The organism is Massiliimalia massiliensis, from assembly GCF_900155615.1.
Taxonomy (GTDB): Bacteria; Bacillota; Clostridia; order Oscillospirales; family Ruminococcaceae; genus Massiliimalia; species Massiliimalia massiliensis.
In genome coordinates this window covers 911,277-928,580 of sequence record NZ_FUHT01000004.1, presented here as the reverse complement: position 1 = coordinate 928,580, position 17,304 = coordinate 911,277, and the positions used below count along the sequence as shown (strand labels likewise).

The following is a 17,304-nucleotide window of genomic DNA, read 5'->3' as shown; positions in this document are numbered from 1 at the left end:
GTCTCTGCTGAATATAAATGAACTAAATCGTACCGGAAATGAAAGGGTTGGGGAGCAATGGATTATCAGATCAACACAGAAGAAATCACGATGAACGAACAAATAGCAAATATGATGGCGGAGCAGAGCATTGAGCTTGATTATATGCTTCCAGATTATTGTCCTGAAGTATTCAAGGTGCTGCGGGCACAGATGAAGCCTAATATCCTCTCAGAGCGGATTTCTGGAAACCGGCTGATGATTGACGGTGTGGCGGATATCACTGTGATTTATCTCAGTGAAAATAGCTGCAAGCTCAATCGCATTGAACAGAAGCAGGCATTTACCAAAACGGTGGAGCTGGGACAGGAATGCGATGGATGCTTTGTCTCGATCCGCGCCAAATGTGAAAGCTTTAGCTGCCGCGCACAGAATTCACGCCGCCTTGAAATGAGGGGCGCCATTGGGCTGGGGATCGCGGTTTATCAAAACCGGACTATTTCGGCAGTATGCGATTGCCCGGAATTGCAGATTCACCGGAAGCCTGTAACAGCCTGCGACCGTAAATTCTATGTCAGCAAGGAATTTACAATTAGGGAAGAACTGCGGGTAGGGGAATCCCGTCCGCCGATTCGGGAAATTGTCGATTATTCAGCAGAAGCAGAGTTTGGCGATTACAAGCTGCTCGCCAACAAGGTGATTTGCAAGGGTGAACTTCGCCTCCATACCATCTACCTGAGCGAGCAGGTCGAACAGCCGGAGCTGATGGAGCACAGCATCCCTTTAAGCCAGATTATGGACTGCGAGGGGGTAGACGAGGACGATATCTGCGCATGCCGGTTTGAGGTAGTAAAATACGACCTGGATCTTCAGATGGAGGAGGATGGAAAGTGTACTGCCTTTACAGTGGAAATCGGCGTCCGGGTTTACTGTGAAGCCGCTAAAAACCGGGACATTATGGCGGTGGATGACTGCTATTCGACCTCCTGTGAAATTGAAGCGGAAGCGGGAGAATGCACGGTTGAAGCCTTGCTGGGCGAACTGAAAAAATCTCATGTGCAGAAATGCCCGCTGCATTTAAATCAGGGAGCTGTCAGCCTGATTTATGATCTGAGCTGTCATGCAACCAATATCAGCTATCAGATGGATTCCGGCAGACTGATGGTGCTGTGCAGCCTGCAGGTAGGAATCCTTGCCGCTGATTCTGAGAATATGCCGATGTGGATTGAACAGGGAATTCCCTGCGAAATTGAAGTAAAGGATACAGATGTCGACTCAGCGCTTTCCTTTATTCCGCAGATTACAGTGAAAACGGCGGATTACCATATGATATCCACAGAAGAAATTGAACTCCGCGCGGAGCTGGAGGTTTATGGATTGCTGTACCGAAGAAGTACAGTCCGGATGATCACCGGCGTGACGGCAATGGAGGATATGCCCAAGGTTCGTGAAGACGACGCGGCGCTGCGGATTTATTTTGCGGACGAAAGGGAAAGCGTCTGGGATGTGGCAAAGCGGTATAATACCTCGGTAGCGGCCATTCTGGAGCAGAACGAAATTGACGATGAAACCCTCTCGGCCGGAGAGATGATTTTAATCCCGATTATGGATTAACGTGGAATGATTTCACGTTTCCATACGATAAGATAGCTGATCTGAATCAAAAGAAAAGTGGTGCAGTGTATGATGGAAAGTACAATTTATCAGGATATTGCCAGGAGAACGCAGGGCGATGTCTATGTAGGTGTGGTTGGGCCGGTGCGAACCGGAAAATCCACCTTTATCAAGAAATTTATGGAGACGGTTGTCATTCCGCATATTGACAGCGAATTCCGGAAGGAACGGGCAGTGGATGAACTGCCCCAGTCTGCCGCCGGAAGAACAATTATGACAACGGAGCCAAAATTTATCCCGGAAGAAGCAGTGACGATTGCTGTCGAAGAACACGCAAAGATCAACGTCCGGCTGATTGACTGCGTCGGCTATATTGTCCCAAGCTCGCTCGGATATATCGAAAACGAAATGCCGAGAATGGTTGTCACGCCCTGGTTTGATGAAGAGGTACCGTTTAATATGGCGGCAGAGGTTGGAACCCGAAAGGTGATTACCGAGCATTCAACGGTTGGGATTGTTGTCACAACGGACGGCAGCATCAGCGATATTCCCCGGGATGAGTATGCGGAGGCAGAGGATCGGGTGATTTCTGAGCTGAAGGAGATGAAAAAGCCGTTTGTCGTCCTCCTTAACTGCGTCAATCCGCAGTCCGAGGCTTCAAAGGAGCTTGCGGCTGATATGTCGCGTCAGTATGAGGTGCCGGTCGTCCCAATGAGCTGTGTTGATTTGACTGAATCGGATATTAAGCTATTGATGAAACAGATTCTTTATCAGTTCCCGGTAAAAGAGATTGCCTTCTCTATGCCAAAGTGGGTCAACACTCTTTCCAAAGACCACTGGCTGAAAACTGAGCTCTTTACCGGAATCCGCAATGCCGCCCGGCATGTGCAGGCGATTGAGGGAATCAGCAGCATGGCGATGCAGATTCAGGAATGCGATTCCGTAACCGTTTCGAGCGTTGATTCGATCAACCTGGGCACTGGAAGCGCAAAGCTGAGGGTACAGCTTAAGGAATCGTTGTTCTACCGCGTCCTGGAGGAGGAAACCGGACTTTCGATTGCCGGCGAATCCGGTTTGATGCCCATGCTCAAGGAGCTGGCAGCTATCCGGAAGGAATATGAAAAGTTTAAAGGCGCTCTGGAAGAGGTGGAGGCTACCGGATACGGGATTGTCATGCCGACCATGGATCAGCTTTCCCTGGAAGAGCCGGAAATTATGAAACAGGGCGGGCGATATGGGGTGCGCCTGCGTGCTAACGCGCCGTCAATTCACCTGATGAAGGCGAATATTACAACCGAGGTAAATCCGATTGTGGGCACAGAGAGCCAGTCGGAGGATCTGATCAACTATCTGCTTCAGGAATTTGAAGAGAGCCCGCAGAAGATCTGGGATTCCAATATCTTTGGCAAATCGCTTCACGAGCTGGTAAATGAAGGTCTGCACAACAAGCTTTACCGTATGCCGCCGGAAGCCAGGCTGAAGATGCAGGAAACCATTGAGCGAATCATCAATGAGGGCTGTAGCGGCCTGATCTGCATTATCTTATAGACAAAAACCATAAAAGGACAGGGAATCAGATCCCTGTCCTTTTTGCGTAGAAATTGATACGAGATGGGACAGGATGTATGAAAAACCGGGCAAAATAAAATTTTTTTAGTAACACAAATCTGCTCCCGCACATAGGATACAGTGTAATTCAATTAAGGAGGTTCTTCACTATGTGTGGAAACAATTGTTCATGGGTACTTATCATCATCTTACTGCTGGTTTGCTGCGGTGGCTGCGGATTTGGTAGCAACTTCAATAACGATGGTTGCGGCTGTGGTTGCGGCAACGGTTGTGGCTGCTAATTGCCCTTAATTTGCCTTGTTTCTTAAGTGAGAAACATTTTGTAAATAAAAACCGGCATGGTGAAAACCATGCCGGTTTTTATTGCATATGAGGAAAAAGCCACTAGACATGAACAACGAAAGCAAGTATGGCCGATTGCTTTGAGGAAAGCTTTATTCTGAAATCAATCAAAAAATTTCCCCTTATGGAAATTCTCATTTCCCAGCTCCTTGGCAGTCAGCTTGAACATTACACAGCCGTCGGGACAGACAATCACCTTGCTGTATTTGCCGTCTCCGCCGATATTCTCTAAATCCCCGCCGCTTCTGACAGCTTCCATAACCGGGAACATGACCATCATCACCTTAGAGCAGATGCCCTGTCCGTCCGCGTTGACCGGACAGCCGTAGGTGCAGGTATATTTATCCCCAATTTCCTCGCCGTTTCTGCAATATCGTTCTGTACGATCTCCGCGGAGAAATCCGATTACCTCAATTTCAAATTCATATTCTTCGTCATACCATTTTTTCATGCTGATATCCCTTCCTTTCTTTTGGAATCGGAGCTGGCTTTGCCTGCGGAATCATTACCATGTCAGTGAAGAAAGCCGCAATCGTTCCCCGGATTTGTTAAAAATAGTATAGCATATGATTGTGAACTTTTCTACCGGGAGTCGGCTCCGACGGAAGGAAACAGACCTTTCAATTAAGATAGTAAAAAGACCTCAGTATTCATATACCGAGGTCTTTTGGCTTTTTCATGGCTATAAATTTCTTTGGTCATGCGTACCTTGCGGCACGTTGTAAATAGAATATACGAATTACGTTATAAATTTGGACTGTTAATTGTGAAAGATGATTATGAATTATACTTTGAACTAATTGACGTTGTAATAAAAATTACTTATGCTTAAAAGCAAGAAAAAAGAGTTGTTTAAGAGCTGAAGTAGTATAAACTTTATAAAAAGAGGTGGTTGATATCCGGGCATTGCGTTTTTTAGGAAACGGGAGATCAGAAGTAACAGAAATAGAAAAACCCAATTTACAAGAAGGAATGATTCTTGTTCAGGTCATGTCCAGTGCTTTCTGTGGAAGTGAAAACAAAGCGTATTTTTCAGATAGTATTAATCTTGTAGCAGGTGTAAAGGGGCATGAGGCGGCCGGAATTGTAATTGATGAACAGAACACACAATTTCATATTGGGGATCATGTAGTAATTCAAATTATGGATGGATGTGGACAATGTTATTTTTGTAAAAAGGGTTTATATCAATTTTGTAGTTCTTTAAAATATAAATCTGGAACCCATGCACAATATATTGTCTTACCGGAAAAATGTGTAGTGGCTGCTCCTAAGGATATCCCTTTTGACATATTAGTTTTGCTGGGAGGAGATACAGTAGGAGTTGCATATCGTGCAGTGAAACAGATAGATGTATTAGAGAGAAAAACTGTCTTTGTTTCTGGTGGTGGACCGATTGGATTAGGTGTTACAACCTTGCTGCACTATCTGGGGTGTACTGTACTGGTAAGCGAGCCGTCAGCTTATCGACGCGATTACTTGATTAAACATGCTGGTGCAGCTAAAGTACTTGATCCTAAAAATGAATATTGGAAGGAACAGATATTAGATCTAACTGAAGGAATCGGCCCAGAATTTGTTTTTGAGTGTTCTGGAAATCCGGAAGCTCAAATACAAGCGTTAGAATTAGTTCGATGTCAAGGAACAGTAGTTTTTTGTGGAGAAAATTATAATGGTTTGAGTATTATTCCTAGCGTTCACATTATCCACAAGGAAGTAACTGTAAAGGGGGCTTTCTACTTTTCACCGGAAGACTTTTTGCAGATTATTCAGCTATACCGTAAGGGATTAGATGTATCCTCTTTAGTTAGTCATATTGTTCCGTTAGATCAAGCACCTAGAATGATGGAGCAGTTTACACAGGGAAGAACCGGAAAAGTTATTATTCATCCACAAGAATAGGAAGGAGCAAAATATGCGATTAGGAGCACCAATATTTCACCAAACAGGTGATCCAGAAAAATTTGTGAATGCTCATTTGACTAAAGGATATCGGGCGGCCTATTGTCCAGAACAACTGACAGTTAATGATACGGAAAAGATAAGGCAGTATCGGGAATCTTTGAAAAAAAACGACATCTTGTTGGCAGAGGTAGGGGCATGGTGTAATCCATTATCATCTGATCCAACGGAGGCTGAAAAAAATTTTCAGTTTACTGTAGAACGGTTAGCTTTAGCGGAAGAACTGCAAGCGAAAGCATGTGTCAATATCATTGGAACTAGTTATCCCAACAACTGGTATGGACCATGCAAAGCAAATTTTAGCGAGGACTTTTTTATTTATGCTGTTGAAGTTTCCCGTAAAATTATTGATGCGGTAAAACCTAAACACACTAAAATGACCTTTGAGTTAATGCCATTCAGCTTTTTAGACTCACCGAAAGAATATTTGAGATTTTTAAAGGCTTTAGACCGGTCAGAAGCAGGAATTCATTTTGACCCAATTAATTGTATCAATAGTCCGCGGGTATTATATGATCATGTCGATTTTTTTCAAGAGGCATTTCGCCTACTTGGTGAACAAATTGTTTCGATTCACTTAAAGGATATTGCTCTGAATCCAGAACCTTTTAGCGTTGTCTTGGAAGAAGTTCCGATTGGGCAGGGCGAAGTTGACTATTTAGTTCTTCTGCGCGAAATTCAAAAACTTTCTAAAGACATTCCGGTTATGCTGGAACATCTTCCTGATGAACAAACATTTGATGAAGCAACATACCGAGTGCGGCAGTTTGCAACCCAAGCAGGTATTACATTATAGTTAAGGAGAGGTTAACATGTCAAAGATAGCGATTATTGGGGCAGGAAGCATTATCTTCTGCAAAACCCTATTAAATGATTTATTGTCGACACCAGCACTGAAAGGCTTCACTTATACACTGATGGGGCCAACTATGTGGAAACTAGAGAAGCAAAAAGAATATGCAGATCAATTGATTGAAAAAAATAATTTAGATGCAAAGATTTTTTGCACAACAGATCGCCGTGAAGCGCTAAAGAATGCAAAATATGTAATTTTAATGTTTCAGATTGGTGGAACAGCCGCCTATCGTTATGATTATGAAATTCCGATGAAATATGGGGTAGATCAATGTATTGGAGATTCTATGGGTCCAGGTGGAGTTTTTAGATGCCTTCGCTCTGCCCCGGTTATTATGGGGATTGGTAAAGACATCAAGGAGCTATGCCCAGACGCTTATGTTCTTAACTATGTTAATCCTATGGGAGCTGTCTGCACAGTTGCTGGATGTGCGACTGATATGAAGATGGTGGGACTGTGCCATGGTGTACAGACAACATTGGATTTGATTGCGGGATATACTAACGTAGCTAAAAATGAGATCGACTATTTGTGTGCGGGAATTAACCACATGGATTGGTTTTTGAAGCTTGAAAAAGATGGGGAAGATTTATATCCGTTATTAAGAGAGAATATGGAAAAACCGGAGTATTATAAGAATGAGAAAGTTCGCGGAGAGGTTATGCGTCAATGCGGGTATTTTATGACGGAGTCAACAGGGCATTTGAGTGAATATTTGCCATGGTTCCGAAAAAATCAAGAAGTATTGGATTTATATTGTGATGAACCTGATTTTGGAGGGGCTTCTGGAGCTTATTATAAATATTCGGTTATGGTAGCAGAAAAATTTGCTAAAACTGATGTGCTTTCTATTGAAAGCGGAGAATTGGAACCGCGTTCAAAGGAATACTGTTCTTATATTATTGAAGCGCTGGAAACTGGTAGACCTTTCAAATTTAGCGGCAATGTGCGTAACAATGGCTTTATTACTAATCTTCCATATGACGCAACAGTTGAAGTGCCTATTTATGCAGACAGAGAGGGACTGCATCCTTTCACGATAGGCGATTTGCCAATCCAGCTAGCGGCAATGAATCAATCAAATCTTACAGTACAAGGATTGGCCGCTGAAGCAGCAATTCATGGAGATCCTGAATTGGCGTTTTGGGCGATAGCCATGGATCCTTTGACTAGTTCTGTGCTCTCTTTAAAAGATGTTCGCAAGATGGTGTCGGAAATGTTTGAAGCAGAAATGGAATGGTTGCCGCAGTTTGCGGGGAAAAAGTTGAAAGAAGTACCTCAAATTATTATTCCGGAGGGAACAACTCCTGTTCCGGTACCTACCGATCCGGCTTTAGCAATTAACAGTCGTTTTGGCAAACTAGGAGAATAAAAGAAAAAATGTAATCTTTCCATTTTTATAGTGGAGGCGTTCTATATTTATTGCGAGGAAATTCGACATAATGTATATTATACATATACTATTTACAGCTTTTAAAATAAAACTAGTAAAAAGAAACAAGGAGGAACTTATGAAAAGAAGAGTATTATCATTGGCACTTACAGCAATGATGCTGTCCGCAGCGATGGTTGGCTGCGGTAGCGGAGGTAATGATAGCAATTCGGGAACAAATAACTCTACTGAAGGAAAAACACTGGAGCTCTATTATCAGAAGACAAATGTAGATCAGTTCCAGAAAATTGTCGACAAATACAATGAAGAAAACACAAAAAATATTACAGTGGAGCTCAATGCGGTTGCTTCTGATACTTCAAAACAGGTGTTTCAAACAAGAATGGCCACAAAAGAATACATGGATATCTTACAACATTGGACCTCGCAGGCGGAATTCAGACTTCAGATTGAGGCTGGGCTTATCTCGGATTTATCAAATGAAAATTGGGTAGACAACGTTGTAGAATCTTACAAAGAAATTTCTTCGGTGGACGGGAAGTTGTACAGCTTGCCGCTTGCTGCAAATACCATGGGGGTTGCATACAATAAGACGATGTTTTCCGAAAACAATTGGGATATACCAACAACCTGGGCAGAGTTTATCAGTCTCTGTGAAACCATGCAGTCAGCAGGGTTCACTCCGCTTGTATTTTCAAATGGTGATAAGGACACGGTTTCCCAAAAATGGTATATGATTTCTGGTTTAGTTGGAGACGCGGAAAGTTTTTATCTTGGTATTAAGGATGGAAACGGTGAAAAAGTAACAGACAACGATATTGCAAAAATCACTTCTGAAAAACTGATAGAAGTGAATAAATTTGCTCAGAAAGACTCAATGGGTTGCAGTTACAGTCAATCCTGCGCTGATTTTGCCAATGGTGTAGCTCCGATGATGATTACCGGAATCTGGACTCAATCAGCGATCGAGGATGCAAATCCTGATATTGACTATGCGTATTTCCCTTTGCCGGGCGATGATGGGAATATCAATCTTGTAACCGCAGTAGATATCTGTCTTGCTGCGATTGAACCATCAGAGAATAATGAGGAGGCCAGAGACTTTATTGCCTATTGTGCACAGCCGGAAATTGCTCAAATGTACCATGATATGGATGGACAGCCATCTCCGATCTTAGGCGTTGAGGTAAGCAACGACAAGATTGATCTACTGCAGCCGCATATTGCAGAAGGAAAGACATTTATTTTTTATGGTGATTATTTCCCGGCAGGTGAACGGAACAATATCGATAATGCTTGTCAGACATTACTAGTGGATGAGGATATTGAGGCGTTCCAGACAGAATGGCAGAGAATCATCACAGCAGAACAATAGAATCAGTAACTTATGATAATATGAGTCTTACCGACTTGCGGTAAGACTCATATTAAAATACCGAAAGGTGGAGTAGTTTTGGTTAAAAGAATTCGTAAAATCAATGGATATCATGTCATTGGCTTAATCGCATTGATTTTATATAGCATTTTTTTTGTTTTTCCAGCACTCTATAGTTTGTTTTACAGCTTTACAGATTGGAATGGGATTTCACCAGGATTTCAGTTTGTTGGAATAAAGAATTATCAGGAGGTGTTTCAAAACAGCCGGCTGTTAAATTCGATTAAAATTACGTTGCTATATACAGTAATCAGCGTAGGAATCACCATCCCGGTTTCTATTATTATGGCAATGTTATTAAATACCAAAATCAAGTTTCAAAATGGATTCCGTTTTATCTATTTTTATCCGGCACTCCTTGCAATGCTGGTAGTAGGATTGATATGGAATGAGATTTTTGCTAATGCACTGCCAGCTTTAGGTGAAACATTAGGAATTTCATTTTTAAAGAATAATCTGACTGCAAGTGCAGACACCGCATTTTTATCAATTATTATTGTATCTATTTGGCAGAATGTAGCAATGCCCACCGTATTATTTATCGCTTGTTTGCAAAGTATTCCGGCAGACCTTTATGATGCGGCTAAAATGGATGGGGCGGGTCCGTTACAGCGCTTTTGGGCCGTTACCTTCCCATATCTCATCCCAACTCTAATCATTAATCTAATTAAATGCATCCGAGACAGCCTGGTAGTATTTGACTATATTTTTGCTATTACGGATGGAGGACCGGCACGTGCAACCGAATCGATGGGATATTTGATTTATAAGATGGGAACTTTTGAATTGAGTTTTTCAAAAGCCTGTTCGATTGCAGAAGTTTTATTTGTCATCATCCTGATTGTCTCATTCGTAATTATGAAAGGCTTAAATAGAAAAGGGGTGGATGCGGCATGACAGTCAAACAAAAACAAAAACTAGGAAGATTTTTCATTTATCTTGTGTTAATTATAGGCGTAATGCTGATTATTTTTCCACTTTATGTTACGATTGTAAATTCCTTTAAGACTATGCCAGAATCGTCACAGAGCTTTTTTACATTCCCTTCTGGTTTATACTTAAATAACTATCAGTCAGTTATACAGAATCCAAAATTTTTTACGGCGTTATTGAATACACTGATTATTACTGTGATTTCAATTGGAGCTATTGTATTGCTGACCCCGATGGTCGCCTATGCGATTACTAAAAATCCTAATAAACGTTTTTTCTCTTTTTTACTGTATTTTATCACAGGAGGTATGTTTGTTCCGTTTCAAATTGTGGCGCTTCCACTTGCAATTTGTATGTCGCGGATGCATTTATCTAATAAGTTTGGGATTATTATCGTATATGTAACTTATGCGATGATTATGGGAGTTTTCCTTTGTCATGGATACCTGAAAACCGTTCCGGCTGAATTGGAAGAATCGGCTTACCTTGACGGGGCAGGGCGTTGGAGAGCCTTCTTCTCTATCATTTTTCCATTAATTACACCGATTATTGCAACTATTATTATCTTGAACTTCTTATGGATATGGAACGAATTTTTAATTGCACTGGTATTAATGACTAATTCGAAAGATCAGACGTTAATGTTGTTTATTTACTCCTTTAAAGGAGAATATACTTTTGAATACAATTTGATGTTTGCAGCGGTAGTAATGTCGATCATACCCATTACAATTCTTTATGCTTTTCTGCAAAAGTATATTGTTACCGGATTGACAGGAGGAGCTGTTAAGACCTAAAATTTAATAGAAAATTAAATTGGAGGTTTCTGTTATGCGTACTCAGAAAATGTCAAGCATACAAACTCATCTGTTAGTGACCTATCTGGTAGCTATTTTATGCCCGATGATTGCTATTATCATTTTCTTTACTTATACGATTTCGCAGGATATTTCAAAACAGCGTTTAGACTTTATGGTTCAGATGAATGCACAGGTAAATAATAATGTAGATTCGCTCTTTTCCGGTATGGAAAATATTTTTTCTATGCATTATCTAAACTATTCTGTGCTTGATATTTTGAGAGAGCGTGGACCTCTGACGGATTTAGAGTATATTCAGAATAACAGTTTGATGAGAGACGTTATCATGCAGTCTGTTGGAATGACGCAATATATTGAAAATATTTTTGTAATCGGCCGCAATGATGTGATTTATACTGCCAGTTCAGCGACAAAGCGACAAGAGGCATTCATAAAATCTTGGATTGATGAACATTTTTTTGAAGACGATTCTGGATATATTACGGACACTTTTTCCGGTTTTGATTCTCTGAATGTGAACCAAGAGTTTGATTTTTCCGGTACAGAGAAATCAAAATTGACTTTTTTTGGCGTGGTGAGGCAGATTTATGATATTAATAATCAGCCGTTAGGGTATATCTGTATTGTAGTGAATACAGAGCGGTTTATGGATGCATTAGTCCCTGAAGAAAAGGATTTATCTGATCAAAGGTTATCAAATACAGTTATTATTAATAACCAAAAAATCATCTATCCCTATAACCGTAAAATTCATACAGATGCGCAGATATGGCTGCAGAGCGGGAAACTCACTGATACGGAATCTACTGAAAAAATAACGTATGCATCTAATCGCAAATTCGGTTACATTTCTTGCACAAATCATACCAGTGGATGGCAGATTGTTCAGTATATGCAGGCGGATCAATTGAAAAAGAATATTTTTGATGCCTTAAAGTATCTCTATTTGGCGATCTTTCTTTTTACTGGACTGGTACTTTTTTTGGGATATCTGACAATCCGAAGTACAATTCGACCGATTCACCATCTGATCAGTTCGATTAATCAGATTGACGAAAACAATCTGGTACCTTTAGATACGGCACATAAAACCAATAATGAGGTAGGTGTTCTCATTCAAGCGTATAACAAAATGATTCTCAGACTTTCTGAAAGTCTTACGCGAGAGCTAAAATATCAACGAGCACAGCATCAAATGGAACTCGAGATGTTGCAAACTCAAATTAATCCGCATTTTCTATATAATACTTTGGGGCTAATGGGAGCAATTGGGGATTTGAATAACATTTCAGAAATTCGTATCATTTCTGAAAGCTTAGCGGATATGTTTCGTTACAACATCAAAGGAAGCCATGTTGTGTTTCTAGAGGATGAACTGAAACAAGTGAAGAATTATATTACTATTCAAACATTTCGCTTTGCAGATTCCTTCAAAATTAAATATCAGATATTGCCAGATTTGTTGCATTGCCGGATTGTCAAATTTTTGATTCAACCTGTTATCGAGAATGCAATTTACCATGGCTTGGAACCGCGCGGCGAAGGAGGCGTTTTAATCCTGCAAGTTAGTGAGAAAGAAAATAATTTACTGATCTATGTGAAGGATAATGGTGTGGGAATTCCCAAAAAACGTTTGAAGGAACTTCATGATAAGTTGGAACATACGCAGGAAAACGTCTTGTTTGGTATAGAAAACCGGAGTATAGGAATCTTGAATTGTCATTATCGAATTCAGCATTACTATGGAAAACAGTATGGACTTTCTATTAACAGCACCGAGGGAAAAGGAACAGAAGTTATGATGATTATCCCGAAAATAGAAGGATGAGACCGTATGAATATTATTGTAGTAGAAGACGAGTTATATCTCCGAAAAAATATTATCAAAATCATTAATGAACGCGAAAGTCAAATACCGTTTTATTTATTTGAGGCGAAAAATGGTTTAGAAGCACTGGAGCTGATTAGAACGCAAAAATTGCATCTGGACTGTGCTTTTGTGGACATACGAATGCCTGTGATGAATGGCATACAGCTAACCGAGATTCTGAGGGAAGAAAGTCCAGAAACAGATGTGATTTTTATATCAGGTTACTCTGATTTTGACTATGCACGTTCTGCAATACAATATCGCGTAAAGGGTTATCTGTTAAAACCATTGAATCATGATGAATTTTGGAAAGAACTCTCTTTGGCGGTGGAACGGCATTTGAGGGAAGCGGAATTGCTCATGAAGAACTTGATGAATGGGTTGATTACAGTTGAGAATATTAATCATAACTTACTAGATAATATCATGACAAGCTATTATTTTATTGCTGCCTATTCTTCTGAAACTGAGCTGTTTAAAGTTGGGACCTTGGGATTATTAAATGCCGATTGTGAAACGTTTTCCTTTACTACACAGCACGATCAAGAACAATTTGTCTATTCAATTTGCTATGCTCATAGTCCAGAACAGATGCGACGATGCTGGGAACAGTTTGATGTGAATCAGTATCAAGTGACTGTACAGCAATGCCTAATTGGAAATTTGCATCATGGAGCAGATGAATTTGAAGAGACTATACGGGAAATGCATATCTTATTCCTAAACAGATCAAAAGAACAGACTGATTCAGTACTGCGTTTTGCGGATTTGAAACGAACCTATTGCCACAGTGAGATAATCTTTAAGAAAGAGGCGGAGACGTTACTGAACAGTTATTTGCTGAATGCGGATTTCAGTCAAATTTATCAGATGGTTCATCATATTTTCGCACAATACACAAAAGCAGAAACATCTGATCTGACAGCCTTACAAGATGTGTATATTCGATTTGTATTAACTGTTAACGATGCAATCCATGGGTTTAATCAAGAACATCAGCTGGAACTTCCTTATTTGGCGGTTGGCGATTTGCGGACTTATTATTCATTAGAACAACTGTGCGACGATCTCTGTGATTCTTTGTGCGGAATCTGCAAGCAAATCCGGGAAGCAGGAATAAGCCGCCAGAAACATTTGATGATGCAACTGAAAACCTATATTGATCAACATTATGCGGAGCCGATCATTGTTCAAGAGATTGCAAAAAACCAGTTGTTTGTCCATCCAAAGTATCTTGGGAATGTTTTTTATAAGTATATGCATATGTCAATAGCCGAATATGTTCTATGTGTGCGAATGGAGGCTTCAACGTCATTGCTACTGTCGGGGCAATTCAATATTACAGAGGTGTCCGAAAGAGTTGGATTTAATAGTCCGTCCTATTTTACGCTTCGATTTCGCCAATACTTTGGCAAAACACCCGGCGAATTTTTAGAGGATCACGGAATTGACGTCTAGTTTTATGAGGTAAATCAAATATTTTGAAAGGAATGAGAGAATGAAAATCATAGTACTAAGAGAACAGGGGATGCCACAAAGAGGCACGATTCCGACTACATTAGATATTTTGCGACGTTATCCAGAAATCACAATAGAATATGCGGGTATAGAAGAAATTTTGAAACATGGGATACAAGGAGACTATTTTTATAATTTACATGGTGAGATTTATCCGATCGTATTAGAAGAAGCAATCTATTCCTTTTTTAGCCGTGGAGGCGGCCTGCTTCATATAGGTGGACTTCCATTTGATACCGCGGTGAAATTTCAAGATGGAAATTGGATTGAGGTAGTCCGTACACTAGGTGATATTCGTAACCATGAAGGATGGGGAAACCTTGAAATGCCGATAGACGTATTTCGTGCACGTCTGGGAATTGTTACTTTCGATCCGCCATATCCGGAGGGGACATTTGAATGTAGGCAGGAGTTCGATCCTGATATGATAGGAAATATATCTTTTCAAGGAAATTTTCCAAGAAGAGGAGTTAATTTTTCTACGACGATTCCATTAGAAATTTTTAAACCCGAATTGACGCTAATTGACAGTCGTTCCTACCATGGACGTCCCATCTGTCGTGAAACCATTACGGCCGGTTGGGTTAATACACCGAATGGAGAGCACTATCTGCCGACCTTACAGTTAGTAAAGTATTTTGGGAATCCCTACCAAAAGGATCAAACAGTGTTATGCCATCCCTGGGTTGTCTTTTGTGGAGAGATGGAATCTGAACTGCCGATGGAGATTTATGACGGAATCTATCGTTGGATGTGCAGTGAAGCTAATTTGAAGGAAATTGAACTGGAGAGTGCTACCGTACATAGAGGTGAGACAGTTCATCCATCTGTTGCGTTGACTGGCCCATTACCGGATGGATGGGAAATAGCTGCATATTGTGCGGAACAGACCAAAAAAGACTATCAGATGAATCGCTCGATTGCATGGCATCCTTGTAAAGTAAGCTGCCAGGAGAAAAACTGGAAGGTGGATATAGCATGGAAAGAAAATAGTTTATTACAGCCAATTCGATTTGTATTGCTTGACCAAAATCAAAAGATTCGTGATTTTGTAGAATCAGCAGTTGTTTGCTGGGATTCTGAAATAGTAAAGCATACACGCAGATTTCAGGTTAATGGATGTTACTTTGATGAACTGAGCGATGACCAAGTCATAGAATCTTCTCGATGGGTCAGCGGAACAAACTGGCAGGATCGTCACCAATATGTATTGACATGGCATAATCCGAATCCACTTCGTGTTGCAAAAGATGCATATGATATGAACACGCATGGAATGACCTTTGTCAGAACTCACTATTTTATGCCGGGATGGTTTCGGGTAATGCCGGGAGAAGTGTTTGACGAAGCCTACCATAATTTTTATCAGGCTTTTGAAACGGGTCCTGAGATTAGTGAGCGGCACCTGCGCGCATTAGAAGCACATGTTATGCTGTTTTCAGAGTTTGGCCTAATCTTTATGCCTACTGTCTATACACAGACAGGGGCCGACATGGGGAATCCTGCACACTGGACTCAGTCATCAAGGATGACCAGAGTCCGTACTTATCGGACAGCTCAAAAGGCGTTTGCTAATCAGATGATGGAACGATTTGGAGATTGTGTCTCAATTTCCTGGGATATTTGTAATGAAATGAATGTATCAATGAACGAGGCTTCTGATTGGTTATCGGATATGAGAACTGTCTTTGGAAAGAAGAATCAGATTCTAGGAATAGGAACTTATACTTCGGATGACAGCATTGCACTGGGAGAGTCTGCTGATTGGCACTCCATTCATACTCCGTGCTGTAAAACCTACAATGTATTTCGAACTGGAAAGCCATGTTTGCTGCAGGAAGCATGGGTTCCTACCTCCTGTGTTGCTGAGGGAGAAGAAGATTTAGAAAAGGTGATGAATAAAAGCATTGCTTGGACACTGCAATTTGGCGGAAGTGGATTTATGCCGTGGAATTGGAATATGAGCCACACTAACTGTAGGTATCAGGGGGGATTTGTAGATTATTGGGATTTGGAACTGGGTTGTGCAGTCCATCCGGACGGTACACCGAGGCGCGGTAGAAAAATCATGCAGGATTGGGCGGCCCTCCTTTCGGGTCTCTCTTTTGACCAGAGACTAAATAGGCAAGTGATTTTTATCTATCCGAAGCACACTGTGGCCGGAGCAGGTTGTAAAGAATATTTTGACTTTTTCCGTTCTAACCGAATTCCTTTTCTGGGTGTTAATGACAGGGATTTTGCGGATTTTGATCTTTCGGATACGATTGCTGTCTTTGCCCCATATTATGGGTTGGGTTATCGTCAGTCAACTTACGAAAAACTGATATCCTTTGCAAAGCAAGGGGGAACTGTATTTACACACAATGATAACATGCAGTTAGATGAAAATGGGGATTATGCTCAAAATCGTGAAATTCCACCTTTCGGAAAGGTTGTGTCAGTTGGAAAGGGACAAATCAGATGGTATCTGGGATTTAATGACAGTAATATATTGGGCGTCTGTGATCCGGTTTTGTTTGAACAATTACCAATAGAGCGCTACTCAGAAACCTGTATTCCTTTAGTAGACGGACAAATCTGCATTCAGGAGCAGTTTTCTACTGAAGAAAAAACGATGCATACTGATTGGATTCCGAATCAAAAGCTTCGAGATCGGAACATGCCTGTCAAAATTGTGGTCCAAAATCACCAAAATCAAATAAGACGTGGATGGCTTAAGAATGGTGAGCCGTTACAAGTTGGTGATTTAACTGTAACCTCTGAGAATCCCTTGTTTTTAATACAGATTTCTGATGAGGAAATAATTGTTTCTGGCTCTGAGTTTGAGGTTTTCAGTTCAAAACCCATTTCAGGCTATTCGTTAGTGGATTATGACATCAGAGAACAGAAAATTCGTACAGTTGCAAAAACTGAGTTAGCAATAAAGTATTCAGAGCGAGAAATGCATGTATCTTTAAAGGGGTGGCAAAGAATGCATTGGCTCTCTATCAGAACGAAAGAAAAGTGAGGGAA

At 40.9% G+C, this 17,304-nt stretch carries 12 protein-coding genes; 11 read left to right on the top strand and 1 reads right to left on the bottom strand.

The window, feature by feature from the left end; all coding sequences use genetic code 11:
- Positions 1–57 precede the first annotated feature (57 nt).
- A complete protein-coding gene (locus tag CZ360_RS13025; RefSeq protein WP_077534649.1) occupies positions 58–1,593 on the top strand; it encodes a DUF3794 and LysM peptidoglycan-binding domain-containing protein in 1,536 nt (511 codons plus the stop codon).
- A gap of 72 nt (positions 1,594–1,665) precedes the next feature.
- A complete protein-coding gene (gene spoIVA / locus CZ360_RS13020) occupies positions 1,666–3,141 on the top strand; it encodes a stage IV sporulation protein A (RefSeq protein ID WP_077534847.1) in 1,476 nt (491 codons plus the stop codon).
- Between the two features lie 466 nt (positions 3,142–3,607).
- On the opposite strand, the gene CZ360_RS13015 is transcribed toward spoIVA, so the two are convergent.
- On the bottom strand, positions 3,608–3,955 hold the full coding sequence (locus CZ360_RS13015; protein WP_077534648.1) for a TIGR04076 family protein: 348 nt from the start codon (positions 3,953–3,955) through the stop codon (positions 3,608–3,610).
- 437 nt (positions 3,956–4,392) lie between these two features.
- Between CZ360_RS13015 and CZ360_RS13010 the strand changes: the two genes are divergently transcribed.
- The 9 genes from CZ360_RS13010 (at position 4,393) to CZ360_RS12970 (ending at position 17,299) form a co-directional block, all read left to right on the top strand.
- Positions 4,393–5,406 carry a zinc-dependent alcohol dehydrogenase gene (locus CZ360_RS13010; RefSeq protein ID WP_143530257.1) on the top strand — a complete coding sequence of 338 codons (1,014 nt, stop codon included), beginning with the start codon at positions 4,393–4,395 and terminating at the stop codon, positions 5,404–5,406.
- A gap of 13 nt (positions 5,407–5,419) precedes the next feature.
- Positions 5,420–6,262: a sugar phosphate isomerase/epimerase family protein gene (locus CZ360_RS13005; protein ID WP_077534646.1), complete on the top strand. Its 843-nt coding sequence runs from the start codon at positions 5,420–5,422 to the stop codon at positions 6,260–6,262.
- Positions 6,263–6,278: 16 nt separating this feature from the next.
- Positions 6,279–7,694 carry an alpha-galactosidase gene (melA, locus tag CZ360_RS13000; protein WP_077534645.1) on the top strand — a complete coding sequence of 472 codons (1,416 nt, stop codon included), beginning with the start codon at positions 6,279–6,281 and terminating at the stop codon, positions 7,692–7,694.
- Positions 7,695–7,764: 70 nt separating this feature from the next.
- Positions 7,765–9,090 (top strand): ABC transporter substrate-binding protein, encoded by a 1,326-nt coding sequence (locus CZ360_RS12995; RefSeq protein ID WP_077534644.1) that lies wholly within the window; start codon positions 7,765–7,767, stop codon positions 9,088–9,090.
- 78 nt (positions 9,091–9,168) lie between these two features.
- On the top strand, positions 9,169–10,047 hold the full coding sequence (locus tag CZ360_RS12990; protein WP_077534643.1) for a carbohydrate ABC transporter permease: 879 nt from the start codon (positions 9,169–9,171) through the stop codon (positions 10,045–10,047).
- Positions 10,044–10,880, top strand: a complete 837-nt coding sequence (locus CZ360_RS12985) for a carbohydrate ABC transporter permease (protein WP_077534642.1) — start codon at positions 10,044–10,046, stop codon at positions 10,878–10,880. The genes CZ360_RS12990 and CZ360_RS12985 overlap by 4 nt, the downstream gene beginning before the upstream one ends.
- 34 nt (positions 10,881–10,914) lie before the next feature.
- Entirely contained in the window at positions 10,915–12,732 is a 1,818-nt protein-coding gene (locus CZ360_RS12980) for a sensor histidine kinase (RefSeq protein WP_077534641.1), read from the top strand.
- Between the two features lie 6 nt (positions 12,733–12,738).
- Positions 12,739–14,232, top strand: coding sequence for a response regulator (locus CZ360_RS12975; RefSeq protein WP_077534640.1), 1,494 nt, complete (start codon positions 12,739–12,741; stop codon positions 14,230–14,232).
- 40 nt (positions 14,233–14,272) lie between these two features.
- Positions 14,273–17,299, top strand: a complete 3,027-nt coding sequence (locus tag CZ360_RS12970) for a type 1 glutamine amidotransferase family protein (protein ID WP_077534639.1) — start codon at positions 14,273–14,275, stop codon at positions 17,297–17,299.
- The last annotated feature ends 5 nt before the right edge of the window (positions 17,300–17,304 follow it).